The organism is Natronocella acetinitrilica (assembly GCF_024170285.1).
Lineage (GTDB): Bacteria > Pseudomonadota > Gammaproteobacteria > Nitrococcales > Aquisalimonadaceae > Natronocella > Natronocella acetinitrilica.
On record NZ_JALJXV010000003.1, the window covers coordinates 219,288 to 233,447 of the forward strand.

16 protein-coding genes are annotated in these 14,160 nt (G+C 66.1%); 7 read left to right on the forward strand and 9 right to left on the reverse strand.

Annotated elements, in window-relative coordinates; genetic code table 11:
• Positions 1–69: 69 nt before the first annotated feature.
• A complete protein-coding gene (locus tag J2T57_RS06985) occupies positions 70–2,946 on the reverse strand; it encodes a hypothetical protein (RefSeq protein ID WP_253476234.1) in 2,877 nt (958 codons plus the stop codon).
• A gap of 137 nt (positions 2,947–3,083) precedes the next feature.
• Between J2T57_RS06985 and J2T57_RS22565 the strand changes: the two genes are divergently transcribed.
• Positions 3,084–3,461 (forward strand): beta/alpha barrel domain-containing protein, encoded by a 378-nt coding sequence (locus J2T57_RS22565; protein ID WP_253476236.1) that lies wholly within the window; start codon positions 3,084–3,086, stop codon positions 3,459–3,461.
• Positions 3,462–3,519: 58 nt separating this feature from the next.
• On the opposite strand, the gene J2T57_RS06995 is transcribed toward J2T57_RS22565, so the two are convergent.
• The 3 genes from J2T57_RS06995 to J2T57_RS07005 form a co-directional block, all read right to left on the reverse strand.
• Positions 3,520–5,223 carry a putative Ig domain-containing protein gene (locus J2T57_RS06995; RefSeq protein WP_253476238.1) on the reverse strand — a complete coding sequence of 568 codons (1,704 nt, stop codon included), beginning with the start codon at positions 5,221–5,223 and terminating at the stop codon, positions 3,520–3,522.
• 181 nt (positions 5,224–5,404) lie between these two features.
• On the reverse strand, positions 5,405–5,968 hold the full coding sequence (locus J2T57_RS07000) for a hypothetical protein (RefSeq protein WP_253476240.1): 564 nt from the start codon (positions 5,966–5,968) through the stop codon (positions 5,405–5,407).
• Between the two features lie 29 nt (positions 5,969–5,997).
• Entirely contained in the window at positions 5,998–6,345 is a 348-nt protein-coding gene (locus J2T57_RS07005) for a MarR family winged helix-turn-helix transcriptional regulator (RefSeq protein ID WP_253476242.1), read from the reverse strand.
• A 148-nt stretch (positions 6,346–6,493) separates the two neighbouring features.
• On the opposite strand from J2T57_RS07005, the gene J2T57_RS07010 reads away from it, so the two are divergent.
• Complete coding sequence (locus J2T57_RS07010; protein WP_253476244.1) at positions 6,494–6,892, forward strand: hypothetical protein; 399 nt, start codon at positions 6,494–6,496, stop codon at positions 6,890–6,892.
• A 33-nt stretch (positions 6,893–6,925) separates the two neighbouring features.
• Here the strand turns inward: J2T57_RS07010 and J2T57_RS07015 are convergent, their stop codons facing one another.
• From J2T57_RS07015 to J2T57_RS07035, 5 genes are all read right to left on the reverse strand, one after another.
• Positions 6,926–7,138, reverse strand: a complete 213-nt coding sequence (locus J2T57_RS07015; protein ID WP_253476246.1) for a hypothetical protein — start codon at positions 7,136–7,138, stop codon at positions 6,926–6,928.
• An 84-nt stretch (positions 7,139–7,222) separates the two neighbouring features.
• Positions 7,223–7,426: a DUF1653 domain-containing protein gene (locus J2T57_RS07020; protein ID WP_253476248.1), complete on the reverse strand. Its 204-nt coding sequence runs from the start codon at positions 7,424–7,426 to the stop codon at positions 7,223–7,225.
• Positions 7,427–7,503: 77 nt separating this feature from the next.
• Positions 7,504–7,845, reverse strand: coding sequence for a hypothetical protein (locus J2T57_RS07025; protein WP_253476250.1), 342 nt, complete (start codon positions 7,843–7,845; stop codon positions 7,504–7,506).
• Entirely contained in the window at positions 7,835–8,035 is a 201-nt protein-coding gene (locus J2T57_RS07030) for a hypothetical protein (RefSeq protein WP_253476252.1), read from the reverse strand. Before J2T57_RS07030 ends, J2T57_RS07025 begins: the two co-directional genes overlap by 11 nt.
• A gap of 98 nt (positions 8,036–8,133) precedes the next feature.
• Complete coding sequence (locus J2T57_RS07035; protein ID WP_253476254.1) at positions 8,134–9,873, reverse strand: DUF4942 domain-containing protein; 1,740 nt, start codon at positions 9,871–9,873, stop codon at positions 8,134–8,136.
• Positions 9,874–10,090: 217 nt separating this feature from the next.
• On the opposite strand from J2T57_RS07035, the gene J2T57_RS07040 reads away from it, so the two are divergent.
• From J2T57_RS07040 to J2T57_RS07065, 5 genes are all read left to right on the forward strand, one after another.
• Positions 10,091–10,756: a hypothetical protein gene (locus tag J2T57_RS07040; protein WP_253476256.1), complete on the forward strand. Its 666-nt coding sequence runs from the start codon at positions 10,091–10,093 to the stop codon at positions 10,754–10,756.
• Positions 10,757–10,839: 83 nt separating this feature from the next.
• Positions 10,840–11,100, forward strand: coding sequence for a hypothetical protein (locus J2T57_RS07045; protein WP_253476258.1), 261 nt, complete (start codon positions 10,840–10,842; stop codon positions 11,098–11,100).
• Positions 11,101–11,218: 118 nt separating this feature from the next.
• Positions 11,219–11,779: an HD domain-containing protein gene (locus J2T57_RS07050; RefSeq protein ID WP_253476260.1), complete on the forward strand. Its 561-nt coding sequence runs from the start codon at positions 11,219–11,221 to the stop codon at positions 11,777–11,779.
• A gap of 85 nt (positions 11,780–11,864) precedes the next feature.
• Positions 11,865–12,974, forward strand: a complete 1,110-nt coding sequence (locus tag J2T57_RS22170) for a hypothetical protein (RefSeq protein WP_301289206.1) — start codon at positions 11,865–11,867, stop codon at positions 12,972–12,974.
• A gap of 90 nt (positions 12,975–13,064) precedes the next feature.
• Positions 13,065–14,138, forward strand: a complete 1,074-nt coding sequence (locus tag J2T57_RS07065; protein ID WP_253476264.1) for an outer membrane protein assembly factor BamB family protein — start codon at positions 13,065–13,067, stop codon at positions 14,136–14,138.
• The last annotated feature ends 22 nt before the right edge of the window (positions 14,139–14,160 follow it).

Consider the following 14,160-nt stretch of genomic DNA (forward strand, 5'->3'; position numbering starts at 1 on the left):
GAGCACGGGCGACTGGCAGAAGGAGCGAGGGGCGGCTGGTGCCGCCCCTCTGGTTTTCGCTCATAACGCCTACGGGTGGCGCGCGCAGAGGACCGAGTGGAAGTCCGCCTTTGGGGCCGTGGTGACGCTGCCCGTCACCGGGTTTACGCGAATCCCACGGCCGGTGTTCGTTGCCTGTTCCGACGACCAGTGCACGGTGCTCGGATTGCTGATCCCAATGGTCTGGAGGCGATCGGCGCGATCGGCGGTGGTTGTCCCGAAGGAGTCCGTCGCGAGCAGTTGAAGCTGCTCTCTGGCCGGCAGGAACCAGGCGGAGCCACGGGCCTCGCAGGCGAGCGCCGCTGGGTGGGTGCCTGTCGCGGCGAGAATGGTGGCGGTGTTCGCCTCGCCATCACGGGTATCATAATCCCCTGCCGTGCCGCTGTTCACCGTTCTCCATCGGTGCACGCCCTCATCGGTCGCGGCGAAGAACACACCGCGGCCGATGAGGGCGCCTGCGGCAATGACGGTCTCCCCCTCGAGTGTGCAGGTCTGGCCGGGTTCGGCGTCAGTGCAGGCGGCGACGTGGGCCGGGCGGAAGGTGGCGCTCACCGTGCAGGCACCAGCGATCGGCGCGGTGGAGAAGACCCCTTGGGAGAGCGATCCGCCGCAGCCTTCAGCCGTGTCGACGATAAAGCCTGGCTCTGGCGTCACGGCAACAGCGTAACGGGCACCTGTGTAGGCGCTGATGCTCTCCGGCGCGATGCTGCCACCGGGGCCGGCATCGGTGCTGATCGGGTGCCGGGGGGTCTCGAGGTGGCGTGCGCAGAGCACGCGCTCGTCTCCGTTCTTATCCCGGTTCAGAGTGCTACCGGAGTGCGGACGAACCACCCTGGCGACCTGATTTGTGACTTGCAAGGAGGACCAGTGCATGTCGGCTGGCCCGCTCAATCCGATGTCCGAGAGGCGGCCTACTCGATCAGCGGCGGTTGCGCCGAAGGCGTCGCTTGAGAGCAGGGCAAGTTGATCTTGTGCTGGCAGGAACCACTCTTCGCCTCGTGCCCGGCAGACTTCGGCTGCGGGGTGCGGGCGGCCGCTTGATTGGAGGATGTCGAAGAGCATCGCCTCGGTGTTCAGCATCCCGTCACGCGCATCATCGGTGTCGGGAGTATTGGTGTTCTGTGACTTCCAGCGGTGGGCGCCCTCATCGTTCGCGGCGAAGAAGACGCCGCGGCCGTCGAGCGCGCCTGCGGCAATGACGGTCTCGCCGTCAAGCGTGCAGGTCTGGCCGGGGTCGGCGTCAGTGCAGGCGGCGACATGCGCCGGGCGGAAGGTGGCGCTCACCGTGCAGGCAGCCGTGATCGGCGCGGTGGAGAAAAGACCCTGGTTCAGCGACCCGCCGCAGCCTTCAGCCGTGTCGACGATAAAGCCTGGCTCTGGCGTCACGGCAACAGCGTAACGGGCACCTGTGTAGGCGCTGATGCTCTCCGGCGCGATGCTCCCGCCAGGGCCCGCCTCGGTGCTGATCGGGTGCCGGGGAGTCTCGAGGTGGCGGGCGCAGAGCACGCGCTCGTCTCCGTTCTTATCCCGGTTCAGAGTGCTACCGGAGTGCGGACGAACCACCCTGGCGACCTGATTTGTGACTTGCAAGGAGGACCAGTGCATGTCGGCTGGCCCGCTCAATCCGATGTCCGAGAGGCGGTCTGCCCGATCAGCGGCGGTTGCGCCGAAGGCGTCGCTTGAGAGCAGGGCAAGTTGATCTTGTGCTGGCAGGAACCACTCTTCGCCTCGTGCCCGGCAGACTTCGGCTGCGGGGTGCGGGCGGCCGCTTGATTGGAGGATGTCGAAGAGCATCGCCTCGGTGTTCAGCATCCCGTCACGCGCATCATCGGTGTCGGGAGTATTGCTGTTGTGTGTCTTCCATTGATGCACTCCCTCATCGCTTGAGGCGAAGAAGATGCCTCGGCCGTCGAGCTCGCCTGCGGCAATGACGGTCTCGCCGTCAAGCGTGCAGGTCTGGCCGGGGTCGGCGTCAGTGCAGGCGGCGACATGCGCCGGGCGGAAGGTGGCGCTCACCGTGCAGGCAGCCGTGATCGGCGCGGTGGAGAAAAGACCCTGGTTCAGCGACCCGCCGCAGCCTTCAGCCGTGTCGACGATAAAGCCTGGCTCTGGCGTCACGGCAACAGCGTAACGGGCACCTGTGTAGGCGCTGATGCTCATCGGTGTGATGCTGCCGCCAGGGCCGGAGATCGTGCTCACTAGGTGGCGAGGCGCCTCAATATGGCGGGCGCAGTGGACCGGCGCTTGCGTATTCTTGCTGGTCGTGCTTTGGCCGCCACTCGTAGGGCTGATGCGCAGGCTATTGCCGCTATTCGCCTGAACCGATGACCAGATTAGCGTGCTGCCAAGGCCGAAGGCAGACAGGGCGTCTGCGCGTGCCAGGGAATCCTCGCCAAAAACAGGCGCTGCGAGCAATTGGATTTGCTCTCTTGCCGGCAGGAACCACTCCTCGCCGCGGGCCCGGCAGGCTTGCGCCGCGGGGTGTATGGTGCCCGCGGTCAGGGAATGGAACAGCATTGCCTCGGTGTTGAGTAGGCCATCGGCCGTGCCGTCGGTCCCAGGGGTGTTGTTGTTGGTGGTGCGCCAGGCAAGGGTGCCCTCTCCAGCGGTAGCGAAGAAGAGGCGACGCCCCTGACTGTCGCCGGCATAGAAGACCTCGGCGCCATCAAGCACGCAGGTCTCACCAATGTCGATCTCCGCGCAGGCAAGGCTGCCGTCGTCCCCAGGACCCTCGTCGCCTGGCTCCTGCCCCTCGCCTTCAGCGCCGCCGGGCGCGGTGAGCCCCTTCATCGGAATCAGAAACGTGTAGGAGGCAGCGGCCAGGAGCGGCAGCGCGCAGAGAAGAACACCAACACCGGTGCGCACGGAAAGCCGCCCCGCCACACGGAAAACCCGAGCCCCACCCATACCGCCTCCTGCGCCCTGCGCATCGATCCACTTTGTTTAATTTCAAGAATACAAATTATCGCGTTCGTGCGCAAGGCGCAGACGAATGAAGGCGCGAGGCATGATTCGCGCATCCCTACGGGCATAGCGGCAAGCAGTTGATCCGTTCCCCATCGGCACGCAGCGCCTTGCGACCAGGGTATGGGGGGGCGTTCGCCCCGCTGATCACCGGGCCATGGGGTGCAGTTCCGGGAGCAGCAAGAGTCCGGCTGTGGCTGCCCGGCAAACCTGACCTGGAATTAGCCCGCAAGTCCGCGGAGGCCATCAAGCGGGACTACCCGGACAAGATGCTCGCTTGCAACTGCTCGCCGTCGTTCAACTGGAAGAAAAACCTGGGCGACACCATCGTCGCCAAGTACCAGCGCGAACTGGGCTCCATGGGCTACGGGTTCCAGTTCATTCCGCTGGCGGGTTTCCATGCGCCGAACTACGCCATGTTCGAGTTGGTCAGGCGCGGTGAAGGCGCGAGCGCCTGATCATCATTGATCGGACCGGGCGGCAACGCCCGGGCCGTTTGCGTTGGTGCTGCTTAGCCTAGTCGGACTTTCGTGCGGCGCGCTGGCGCACCAGGGCAAGCCCGAGGAGGAGTGCCACCACCGGGGCGAGGGGGTCATGCCGGGATGCGATACTTCCCGAGCAGCCGCCACCGGAGCTGCCCCCGGAGCTGCTGGAGCCACTGCCAGCGCTCCCCGAGGCACCGCCATCCCCATCACCACCGGCCACGCTGTCGTCTGCCTCGCTGTCAGGGGGAGACGGGCCGGCTGGAGCGCCGTTGTCCGGTGGACCGATCAGCGAGGGATCCTGGCCGGAGACATTGAGAGCAAAGACCGCGATGCCCTCGGCTTCATTGCTGTCGGTGGCAGTGATCCGCACCCAGTAGCGCTCGTCGCTGTCGTGGCCGGGGACGCCATGGAGGGTTGCGCTCTGCGGATCGAAGGCCATCCAGTGAGGCAGCGGTTCATCGGGGTAGAGACTTGCCCGGAACGTGAGCGCGGATGGACTCTCGAAGCGGTCCTTCGGGAGGTGCCATTCCAGCGTCTCGCCGACCGCAACGGCCTGGTCCTGCAGCGGATGGGAGAGGCGCGGGGCGGCGAGCTCCTGCACGCTGCTGGCAAGAACGGGGTCGGGCGCCGCGTCCTCCGTTGGCGCAACCGGCTCCGGGAGGTTTACCGGCATGAAGTCGCCCTCCGGGGGCGGCGCCTGTGCACGCTCAACGGTGTTGATGACGGCGGAAGCCTGGACTCCCCCATCGAATGTGCGGATCCAGTCCAGGAGCACGTAGGGGTTGGCATGATAGGTCAGTGACCCATAGGAGGACCAGGGGCCGCTCACCGGCCGGTACGCATACGAGGTGACGCCAACGATCACGTATTCGTTCGGCACGAGCTTCACATAAATCGGGACGTCTTCCTCCCAGTGCTGAAGCCCGTAGGCGAGGGCGGTACTGGGGTTAAAGAGTGCGGGCCCTCCGGAGTCTCCCCGTCCGACGGTCCCCTCCCAGGGGCCAAGTCCTGGGGAGCCAAGCACATTGGTTCCAAGCGTACTGCCCGGCCCGGGGTCGCCCGGGTCACCGCAGGTGCGCAGGCAGTACTGATAGGGGAGGAGGCGCCCCCCGTCGAAATCGCTGGCCAGGTAGTTGCCCTCGGCCTCAACACGATCGATCTCGTTTCGCGCATGCCGCTTGACGGTACTGCTGGCATCGCGCGCTGCACCGGTTTGCCCGGTGCCAGAGCGCCCATACCCGACCTGATCGATCATGAGCCCGTGGGGGTTGAACGAGATGTCGCCGATGGTAAAGCGCTTGATCTCCGGTGGCAGGGGCTGATCGAGGTGAAGCAACGCAATGTCGGGAACATGGCGCTGCTCCCAGGGGTTGACGGAGAGATCGTACCCGGGTGCGGGATAGACGTTGCCATGGATGACCAGCCGCTCTTTGCCCTCAAGCGGGAGCTCCATGGTGCTGCGCCTCATCCCCGGCTTCGGGCAGTGGGCGGCGTAGAGGATCAGCCGGTCACCGATCGGTGTGCCGGTGCATGCGTATACTACGCGATCCCCGTTGGGCAGGGTGATGGCTTCCGTGAGCACCCGCACGATGCTGCCAAAGGGGTGGTCGGTGGTATTGCGCACGATGGTGTCGGCCTCCGTGCGGTTGATATCCCAGGTGATGGCCGATGCGCCAAGCGGCGCGGCCAGGAGGGCTACTGCCAGTGCATGCTGTCTCCACCTGATCCCTGCCATGACCCCTCCCGCCCGAGACTCCATGGAACAGCGTACCGAGGCGCGGTGCCGGGGGCACCCCCCAAATGGGGGTGAATTACATGGGAAGGGGCGCGCAGGTGCATCATCGCGCGGCCGGCGTCTGCCAAAAGCCTTGTGGCCCTCCCTGGCCCGGCGGGGTGTCGGGCCAGGGTCAGGTGGCTCAGGGCGCGCTGCCGACCTCCTCCCCGGTGTCCGTGGCAAGGAGGACCGCATCCACGACCAGGCCCGTCGGGCCAGCGAAGCGAACGCGGAAGGTGGCGCGGCGGCTCTCACCCTCCACGCGCGTGGCATCCTCCAGGTAGGCTGTTGCGACAAGCGTCGGCTCATCCGTGCCGCCTTCGAGCAGGGCCGGGCCGCGCTCCTTGATGCTGACGCCATCGGGCAGATCCCAGGCGCTGATCAGCCGATCGGCGATCTCCCGGAGCAGAGTCTCGCGACGCGCCTCCGTCAGCAGGGATGTCTTCAGTGCGACGCCAAGCGCCTCGACGGGGGCCTCTGAGGGCAGGTGCTCAAGCACCCGGCCAAGCGGCGCGTCCTGCGCCCGCTCATTAAGGCCTGCGTCAAGAAACGCTCGGGCAAGGCCCTCCGGCCCCATCTCATTGAAGCCGCCATGGCCCTGCCTGGCGATCGCATAGCGCATGCCGCGGTCATTGGTGAGCGTGTCGACCAGGTCATTCACCAGGGCATCGATGACTTGCTCGTGCAGGGTTGCTTGTGCGCTCATGCGTTGGACACTCCTCCGTGGTTGTCAGATCAGGCGGCACTCAGTGTCTGCGGCGCAAGTGCATGGTTGATGTTCTCGATGACGGCCTGCCCTTTCGGGGTCAGCCGCATCTCCCGCAGGCGGCGGTCAGAAGGGCACTCGTGGATCGTGATCAGGCGAAGCCCTGCCTTGCCGCCGCGGCCGTACTCTGCGAGCATCGCGCAGAAGCGCGATACAGACGCCGGCCGATGGCCGATGCGCTCGGCAATCTGGTGCTGGGAGATTCCATCAAACCGGGCGATGGTGAGAAAGCAGGCGATCATCCCAGGAGAGAACTCGGGGTCGACCGAGCGGAAGACATCGATCAGGCGCTGGGCAGTGGCGAGAGTCTGGATCACGGGTAGGGCTCCTCGGTTGGATTCATTTAATTATACATAAATAAATAAAGAAGTCAATCACTCCAGCGTGACTTGCGCCCCGGCGTTCGTGATAAAATAAACCCACAAACAATGGCCGAACACCGCCAGGGCAAGGGAAGGGCACGCCATGTCAGCAGAGCAGCCAGCATCGGTCCCGCACGAGGGTCCGATCAGGATCCCGTTTCTCATCAATGTGCGAGAGCGCAGCAACCGCGAGGTGAGCGCGCTGCTCGAGGTCATGGCAGGTGCGCTCGGCGGGGCCTACTTCCGGGACAAGGGCCTCCTGATGGCGGTGATCGCCGATCAGCGTGCGGCTGCCAAAGCACCCTTGAGCTATCTGGCCGGCCCCTACATCGGCATGATCCCGCGCGGCGAGGGGTGCCATCGCATCATCAGCAGCACGGCGGTGCCAGGCGGCTATACCGTCTACGCACCCGAGCAGCTCCTCGCGCTGGTGGCACGTGACCATGGGAGAGGGCGGCGAGCGCCAGGTGGTGGTGAGAGCAGCGAGCCTGGCCTCTCCTGACATCGCCCTGCCAGCACCATCCCGGATCGAGCCTCAGCACCCTGGGTCGGCGGCCAGGGCGGCGAGGAGTGTCGCGCGGTCGCCGACAGCGCTGATCGGGTAGAAGTCGGCGTGCTGGAGCGGGACGCGGCCGTTTCGTTGCTCGCGGAACTCGGTGGTGCTCGCCAGGTGGAGATACACCTGATCATCGACCTCGGCACCCACGCCGAGGACTCTCCACTGCACACCATCAATGCTCACCAGCATGGCCTTCTCCCGTCACCGATAACTTTATTATACATAAAATATAATAGAAGTCAATCGGCAGCCGCGAGAAGGCCTTGCGGCGCTTCAGTCGTCGGCGTCATCCTCGAGGCTGTCGATCGGCGTGAAGCGCCCGTCGTCGAACTCGGCGGCCGGGCGCACCCAGACAAGGCCATCGGCCGCCTGGTAGACAACAACCGGGTCAAGCGTTGCCTCGAGCAGCCCGCGATGCAGGACGCGGTACTTGCCGCCCTTGCGGTGGATATGGGTCGGGGTGAACGTGGTATTCATGGTTGCCTGCTCCTGTTGCATCCCGGGCGTGCGGCCCGGGGGTCGTCAGTGTCGGGGTGGCTCGCTCGGCCTGGCACTCACTCCGCCGGGCCGATCCAGACGATGATGTGGTGGCCGTTGTGGCCCTGGCCGTGCGCCCGGGCGGCTTCGACCACGGCTGACCAGTAGTGTTCTGGCATCTCCGCGTCGGTGCCCTCGCCCGAGAGGCCGGGGTCGACGCCGACGAAGATGTCCGGGAACTCGGTCTGCGTGCAGCGATAGCCGGCCGGGATCCACGAGGCAAGGCCGTGCCCGACGCGGCCGGACACCCACTCCTGGAACGCCTTGTGTTCATCCGCCGTAAACCAGGGCACGCGCATCACCACCAGCGCGCCGGCGCTGGACGTGACACCCTCAAGCGCGGTGCCCTCATTCGCCATGGGGCACCCCCTGGTGGGCAAGGCGGGCCGGCTCGCAGCGCTCGCTCATCTGTGAGACGAGCGCCTGGTAATCATCAGGGACCAGCTCTTCGCTCAGTCGGCCGCCCTCGACCATGTCGGAGACGAAATCCCAGAGGCGCTCAAGCTCCTGGATGTACTGACGTGTTTCCTGCGGGAGACCCTGTGACATGGACACCTCGTCGTGACTGATTCTAATTATTATAAGGGTTTTAAAATAAAAGTCAATACCCCGGGCAGTCTCCCACCCGGGGTGGCGTCGGGGCTTGTCTAGCGGCTGGCGGTGAGCCGCGGGCGAGCCGGATTGGCCTCGAGCAGCGTCTCTGGCTCAAAGCCGTGGGCACCGACGGCCTCGGTGATGGCCTCGCCGAGCAGCTCCATGGCGCGCGCCCGGTCGTCGTCCTGGCCATGCTCTGCCATCCAGAGCAGGTTGTGGTAGTGCCCGCGCTGGCGCTCGACGATGGCCGCATTCACGGTCTTGGTCATCTTCTCGGCCGCCTCGTACTGCGCCCAGAAATCGGGGTGGGCCTGCTCGGCATCCTCGGGCAGCCAGGCGCGCTCGCGGCCAACCAGGCGGTTTAGGCGATCGACCAGCGTCTTTGAGCGCGGGAAGAAGTGAATCGTACCCCGGCCCTTGTAGTAGCGGACGTCGAAGTAGCTCGCCTGGAGCCGCTCGCCATTGGCAAGGGCGCGCTGATGGTGCTCGAAGAGATCAGCAAGCCCCACCTCCGGGGTGAGCTTGCCGTCGAGCATGGCGAAGACCTTGTCGATGTCGGCCAGGCGTCGGCGGCTCTCCCAGGCAAGCCCGCTGCCGAAGGGCCAGTACTGAAAGCCTGGCAGCACAAAGCGCGTGGTCTTGATGCGCATGGCAAGCGTGCGGTGGCGGTCGTTCGAGCGCCAGCCCATGTAGTAGGCGCGGTTATCGGAGTGATAGCGCATGATCTCATCGAAGACATCGCAGGCCATGTCGACCTGGATCTCGCCCTGCTTCGCCACCAGGCCGCAGATAAAGCCGCGGATATTCGACTCGGTGAAGGCCATCTGCTTGATGTCCTCGAACTGCGCCTCAAGGCGCTTCTGGGCGGCCGAGGAGAGGCGGCTTGTGACATCGGTCGAGCGCAGGATCGCGGTCCAGGCGCGGTCCTTCAGCTCGCCGTAGGCCTCGTTCAGGCGGTTGATCACATAGGCGCTGTCCCGCTGATCGACCCCTCTGCCGGCCTCGCCATTGGCCTCGGCCATGGTCTTGCCGACCAGCGCGCGGTAGTTCTTGAATCGCGCCTCGGCGAGGATCATGGTCTTCGCCGCCTCGACGGAGGCATCAAAGGCGAGCACCACGTTCTCGATGAAGCGCTCCGGGAGCATGAGCGCCTGCGCCTCGCCGGTGTCGCCCGCCTGCGCCCAGTCCTCGGCGCTTGCCCTGTCGCGGCGAAGATCGGCGAGGAGATCGCCGAGCACGTCGGTGGCGCTCGCAGCCTGCTTGTTCAGCCAGACCAGCGCGATGCGAACGGCACTCTTGCGCTGCGTCTCCGGGGAGAGAAAGGCTGCATCGTGGTACTCGACCCGGCCATGATCGGCCACCAGGCGGGCGAGCTGCTGGCGCTCACGGGTGCAGGGGTTATCGAGCGTCTCGGCGTTGATGACCGCAACGATCTCGCCGTGGTAGAGGATCTTCCAGGCGTGGAGCACGTGGGCGGCCCCGGAGGCAAAGGGCGGGTTCATGATGATGTGCGAGTAGATGGCCCCATCGCGAAGCGCGAGAAAGTCATGGCCCACCACCCGATAGCCCTTCTCGCGCAGCACCGCGTGGCGCTCGATGTCGTACTCGACGCAGTCGATCGCCGCCTGCCGCATGCCGGCAAGCTCAGCGCGCCCCGGATCGGCCAGATCGCCCGTGCCGGCCGACGGCTCGAGCACCCGGATGAACTCCCGGGACTCGAAGAGCGACCAGGCGTGGCGGGCGAGTGCTGCGGGCGTCGGGTAGAACTGCAGGACGTCAGCGGATGTGGCCATGGGGTGAGCGCTCCGGAGTTGCCTGATCAAAAGCCGCCGGCACCAGCGTGGCACGCGGCTGCAACGTGTCGATATAGTATAGCGAGAATAAATAAAAAGTCAAGCCTGATCGGGGTATCGGGCCTGCTGATTTAAATAATAGACAACTAATAAAAAAAGCCGTAGAGTCACGCCATGTGACGCGCGCGGCATCGACCGCGCCACCGGAGGGTCTCCCATGACCACCGCAACAAAGCTCATGACTGAAGGCGAGGTGCTGCGCTCAACACGCAGTGTCGCACTCTACCTGCCGGACCCGGCAGTCTATCTCCTCGCGCACCCCCGCGATCGCGAGGCGCTGATCGGCCTGCCGCTGCTGCGCGAGCCACTGCCGAATGCACCAGGGCAGGCGCGTGCGGCCGTGCTCTATGCCGATCTCGCCGCGCCGCGCTACGAAATCGGGCGCGCGGCGGTTGCTGAGCGCATCGGTGCAGGCGAGGTGCGGCGTGTCGCGGGCGAGGGCGATGGCCTCCAGGGGATATTCACCTTTGCGCGGCCACGGCAGGTTGCCAACGGCCAGGTGCGGCCCGATGCCTGGGGGCTGATCCTCACCGAGCGCTGCCGTGTTGCGAGCGCCGAGGCGGATCTCCTCGGGCGGGTGATCAGACGCCGCGTGGTGGAGGCGGAGCGCGGCGAGGCGGTTGTACACATCGTGGCGCGCCCGGAGGTCCCGCGCCACGGCGCGCTGCTACATTTGCCTGGCAGCGTCTACGCCGAGCGCTTTGCCTGTCTTGAGCCGGCCGCGGACGAGGGGCGCTTTGCCGCGGCCTTTGATGTGGCGGCGCTTGCGCAGGTGTTGATCGAAGAGGTGCTGTCCGCTGCAGGGCAGTCCGACAGGCTGTAGCAGACAACAGACAACAGACAACAGACAACAGACGACGGGCGAGCCGGATGCGCTCACTCGCCACACGACCAGGAGGGCGCATCATGGCGCTTCGCGAACACCAGAAATACCTCATCACGCCAAGCGGCGAGGCTGTCATCTTCCCTGCGGCGCTCTCCCACAAGCGCCTCTGCCAGGCGCTCGAGCTTGAGCCGGGAAGCTTGCTTGGCGCGGGCTACGTGAGCTTCTCACCACCGGTCACCTGCGGGCTTGATATCAATTGCTTCGGGCGCTCGCGCTCGCTGCGCCTGACATCGCGCGGTGGCATTGATGCCGACTGCATTGCCCGGGAGATGCGGGTCTAGGAGACCGGCACCCGCCCAGCTGTCGGCGCACAGCACGGGGCCGCCGGCCCCGGCGGGCGGCGCGCCTTGACAAACGGATTATTTAATTGTACAATTATTAAATAATCTGGAGGCCATCATGACCACACGCACACCCCCGACACTCTCGGCCATGCAGTTCGCTGTGGCCGCGCATGGCGCGCAGGTGCGCAAGTACACCGGCGAGCCCTACTGGAAGCATCTCGCCGAGGTGGCTGGGATCGTGGCAGCCGCCGGTGGCAGCGAGGCCATGGTGGCGGCCGCCTGGCTCCACGATGTGGTGGAGGATACCGAGGTCGGCATCGACCAGATCGAGGCGCACTTCGGCGGCGAGGTGGCCGAACTGGTTGGCTGGCTCACCGACGTCTCCCGGCCGGCGGATGGCAACCGCGCGGCGCGAAAGGCGCTTGACCGGGCGCACATCGCGAGGGCGCCGGCGGATGCGCAGACGGTGAAGCTCGCCGATCTCATCTCGAACACCAGCTCGATCGCGACCCACGATCCAGACTTTGCCCGCGTCTACCTGAAGGAGAAGGCGGCGCTGCTCGCGGTGATGGATCGCGCCGACCCGGCGCTGATGGCGATCACCCGTGCGCACCTGGCCCATGCCGAGGCGCTTGCTCGCCGCCCCGGAGAAGTGGAGGCGGGCTTCGCGCCCTGACCCGGGATGGGGGCTTGCGATTGCGCAAGCCTGGTGGCACACTTAATTTATAGAAAAATAATAGTGCACCCATGGAGGGGTTGGCATGGAAGACTCGCGCGCGCGCCGCATCGCAACAGTGGCATTGCTTGGCCTTGCCCTCGCGCTGGGGGTGTCAATCGCAACGGCGGCAGACTTCCGCCTGGTGGTGAGCCAGCCGGGACTCAAGGCCCCGACGTCCGTCGAGGAGGGTGCGCCACAGGCGCCGCCAGGCGATGACCCCTCGCCCCCGACAGGCCCTGCACTTTACAGCTTCACTTCGCACACCTTCACGAACTGCGGCCAGACCGGCGGGCTTGGGCCGAGTCTTGAGTTCTGCCAGGCAGCCTATCAGGCCGACTGGGCGCAGGACGCCGCGCTCTACAGCGTTGATGGCGGCATCCAGCGCTGGGTGGTTCCCGAGTCCGGGCTCTACCGGCTGGAGGCAGCAGGCGCTGCTGCCGCAGCCACCACCAATCGCAGGGGTGCTGTGCTGGCCGGGGAGGTCTTCCTTGCCGCAGGCACCGAGCTGCACATGGCGGTTGGCCAGATCGGCTCCAGCAATATGAACGGTGGTGGCGGCACGTTTGTGGTCATTGATGGCGCCGAGCCGCTGCTTGTTGCCGGCGGTGCAGGTGGAGGCAATAGCCAGCGAGCGGAATTCAATCAGAACTTCAACGGTCGGCTGACCACGTCGGGCGCGCGAGGCGAGGCTTCCGGGTCCCTGATGCGGCGCGGCGCCGGCGGCGAGAACGCTCTCGGGGGCGGCGCGTCCAGCAGCGCCCGGGGTGGGGGCGGGCTGCTTGGTGGCGGCGTTTCTGAATTCATCGGCGGCGGCGAATCCTTTATGGATGGCGCAAGAGGGGGCGCGATCAACGGCGTGCATCGTGGTGGGTTCGGTGGCGGCGGCTCGGGGAGCGCAACCAACCATGGTGGTGGCGGCGGGGGCTACTCGGGTGGTGGCGGAGGCGGTGTTAGCGGGGCCAATCGTCGGGGCTATTCCTCTGGCGGCGGCGGGAGCTTCATCTCGGATCTCTTCATCAGCGCGGCCACCCACGGCGGCTTCTTTGATGCCACGGGTGCTGTGCACCCGGCCTATACCGGTGAGGTCGGCGTGGTTGCCCCGGAGATGAACGCCGGCCATGGCTATGTCGTGATCGAGCGCCTCGAGGACTAGCGAGGCCGGCCTGGCTCCGCCCAGGAAAGAGAAGAGCGGGCGTTTCGCCTGGTTGCAGGCTTAACGAAACAACAACAAGAAAGGTGACGTATGCAGCACAAACAACTCTCAGCTCTACTGCTTGCCTCCCTCATTGCACTCTCGGCGAGTGCACAGGCGGGAGAGTATCGGCTTGTCTCCACCGTCAAGGGGCTTTCCTCCGGCGCGCCGACCACTGGCGAGGAGGAGGCGGCGGTCGACGACTCGCTCGCCGAGGTCTGCGATGGGCTTGAGGCCGAGGAGATCTGGCGTCATGTCGGCAACGGGACGCGCGGCTATCGACCGGTGATCGACGCAGGCGGTGTCGCCTATTATGGCACCGCCACGGGCGATATCTATGCGGTCGGCCCGGACGGCTCAAGGCTCTGGCACAACTCCCAGGGGAACTCGCGCGTCGTCGATACCGCGCTTGGGCCGGACGGCATGCTCTATGCGATCGAGTGGGATGCGCGGCTTCGCAAGCTCGACCCGCAGACCGGCGTCCAGCACTATCGCCTCAGCATCAGCGGCGACTCCTACGCGCTCGCGGCGAGCGCCGATGGGCGCATTGCCCATTCCTCGTTCACCAACGCCACGCGGGTGCAGCTGCGTGACCCAGGCGGCACGGTGATTGCGGCGTATAGCGGCACAATCGCAAACCAGGCGGCCATGGCCTTTGATGACGCGGGGGATCTCTACGTGCTCGGCAGTGGTGCGAGCGGCGGGCTGGTGAAGCTCCGCCAGAATGGAACCGGCATCGATGAGCTCTGGCGAACGGCGGCTGTCGCTAACGCCCACTATCTTCGCGTGATGCCCAATGGCGATCTCCTCACCGTTGGCCGCGAGAGCGACACCGCGCTCTGGGTGCGCCGCCATGCCGCGGCCGACGGGGCGCTCCTCTCCGCGCACCTCGCCGAAGGTACGCCCGCACGGGCCGAGGACGCGAGCATCGACGCGCACGGCAATGTCTACGCCGCCGCCGGTGCCTGGGCAGCGAAGTTCGATCCCGCCGGCGCGCTCGTCTGGCAGGCGGACCTCACCAGTGGCGGCAACGTCAATGGCATCCGTATCGGCCCCCAGGGCGGGGTCTATTTCGGACATGGCGGCGGCCACCTGGTGCATGTCGAGCAGTTCGCCTGCCAGTAACCGACCCGTGCCCCGGCGTGGC

What these genes read in the sequence shown, in the direction of transcription:
- J2T57_RS06985 (WP_253476234.1), bottom strand. Translation starts at nt 2,946, where the DNA reads ATGGGTGGGGCTCGGGTTTTCCGTGTGGCGGGGCGGCTTTCCGTGCGC.
- J2T57_RS07040 (WP_253476256.1), top strand. Translation starts at nt 10,091, where the DNA reads ATGACCACCGCAACAAAGCTCATGACTGAAGGCGAGGTGCTGCGCTCA.
- J2T57_RS07035 (WP_253476254.1), bottom strand. Translation starts at nt 9,873, where the DNA reads ATGGCCACATCCGCTGACGTCCTGCAGTTCTACCCGACGCCCGCAGCA.
- J2T57_RS07020 (WP_253476248.1), bottom strand. Translation starts at nt 7,426, where the DNA reads ATGAATACCACGTTCACCCCGACCCATATCCACCGCAAGGGCGGCAAG.
- J2T57_RS22170 (WP_301289206.1), top strand. Translation starts at nt 11,865, where the DNA reads ATGGAAGACTCGCGCGCGCGCCGCATCGCAACAGTGGCATTGCTTGGC.
- J2T57_RS07045 (WP_253476258.1), top strand. Translation starts at nt 10,840, where the DNA reads ATGGCGCTTCGCGAACACCAGAAATACCTCATCACGCCAAGCGGCGAG.
- J2T57_RS06995 (WP_253476238.1), bottom strand. Translation starts at nt 5,223, where the DNA reads ATGGCAGGGATCAGGTGGAGACAGCATGCACTGGCAGTAGCCCTCCTG.
- J2T57_RS07000 (WP_253476240.1), bottom strand. Translation starts at nt 5,968, where the DNA reads ATGAGCGCACAAGCAACCCTGCACGAGCAAGTCATCGATGCCCTGGTG.
- J2T57_RS07015 (WP_253476246.1), bottom strand. Translation starts at nt 7,138, where the DNA reads ATGCTGGTGAGCATTGATGGTGTGCAGTGGAGAGTCCTCGGCGTGGGT.
- J2T57_RS07025 (WP_253476250.1), bottom strand. Translation starts at nt 7,845, where the DNA reads ATGGCGAATGAGGGCACCGCGCTTGAGGGTGTCACGTCCAGCGCCGGC.
- J2T57_RS07065 (WP_253476264.1), top strand. Translation starts at nt 13,065, where the DNA reads ATGCAGCACAAACAACTCTCAGCTCTACTGCTTGCCTCCCTCATTGCA.
- J2T57_RS07010 (WP_253476244.1), top strand. Translation starts at nt 6,494, where the DNA reads ATGTCAGCAGAGCAGCCAGCATCGGTCCCGCACGAGGGTCCGATCAGG.
- J2T57_RS07030 (WP_253476252.1), bottom strand. Translation starts at nt 8,035, where the DNA reads ATGTCACAGGGTCTCCCGCAGGAAACACGTCAGTACATCCAGGAGCTT.
- J2T57_RS07050 (WP_253476260.1), top strand. Translation starts at nt 11,219, where the DNA reads ATGACCACACGCACACCCCCGACACTCTCGGCCATGCAGTTCGCTGTG.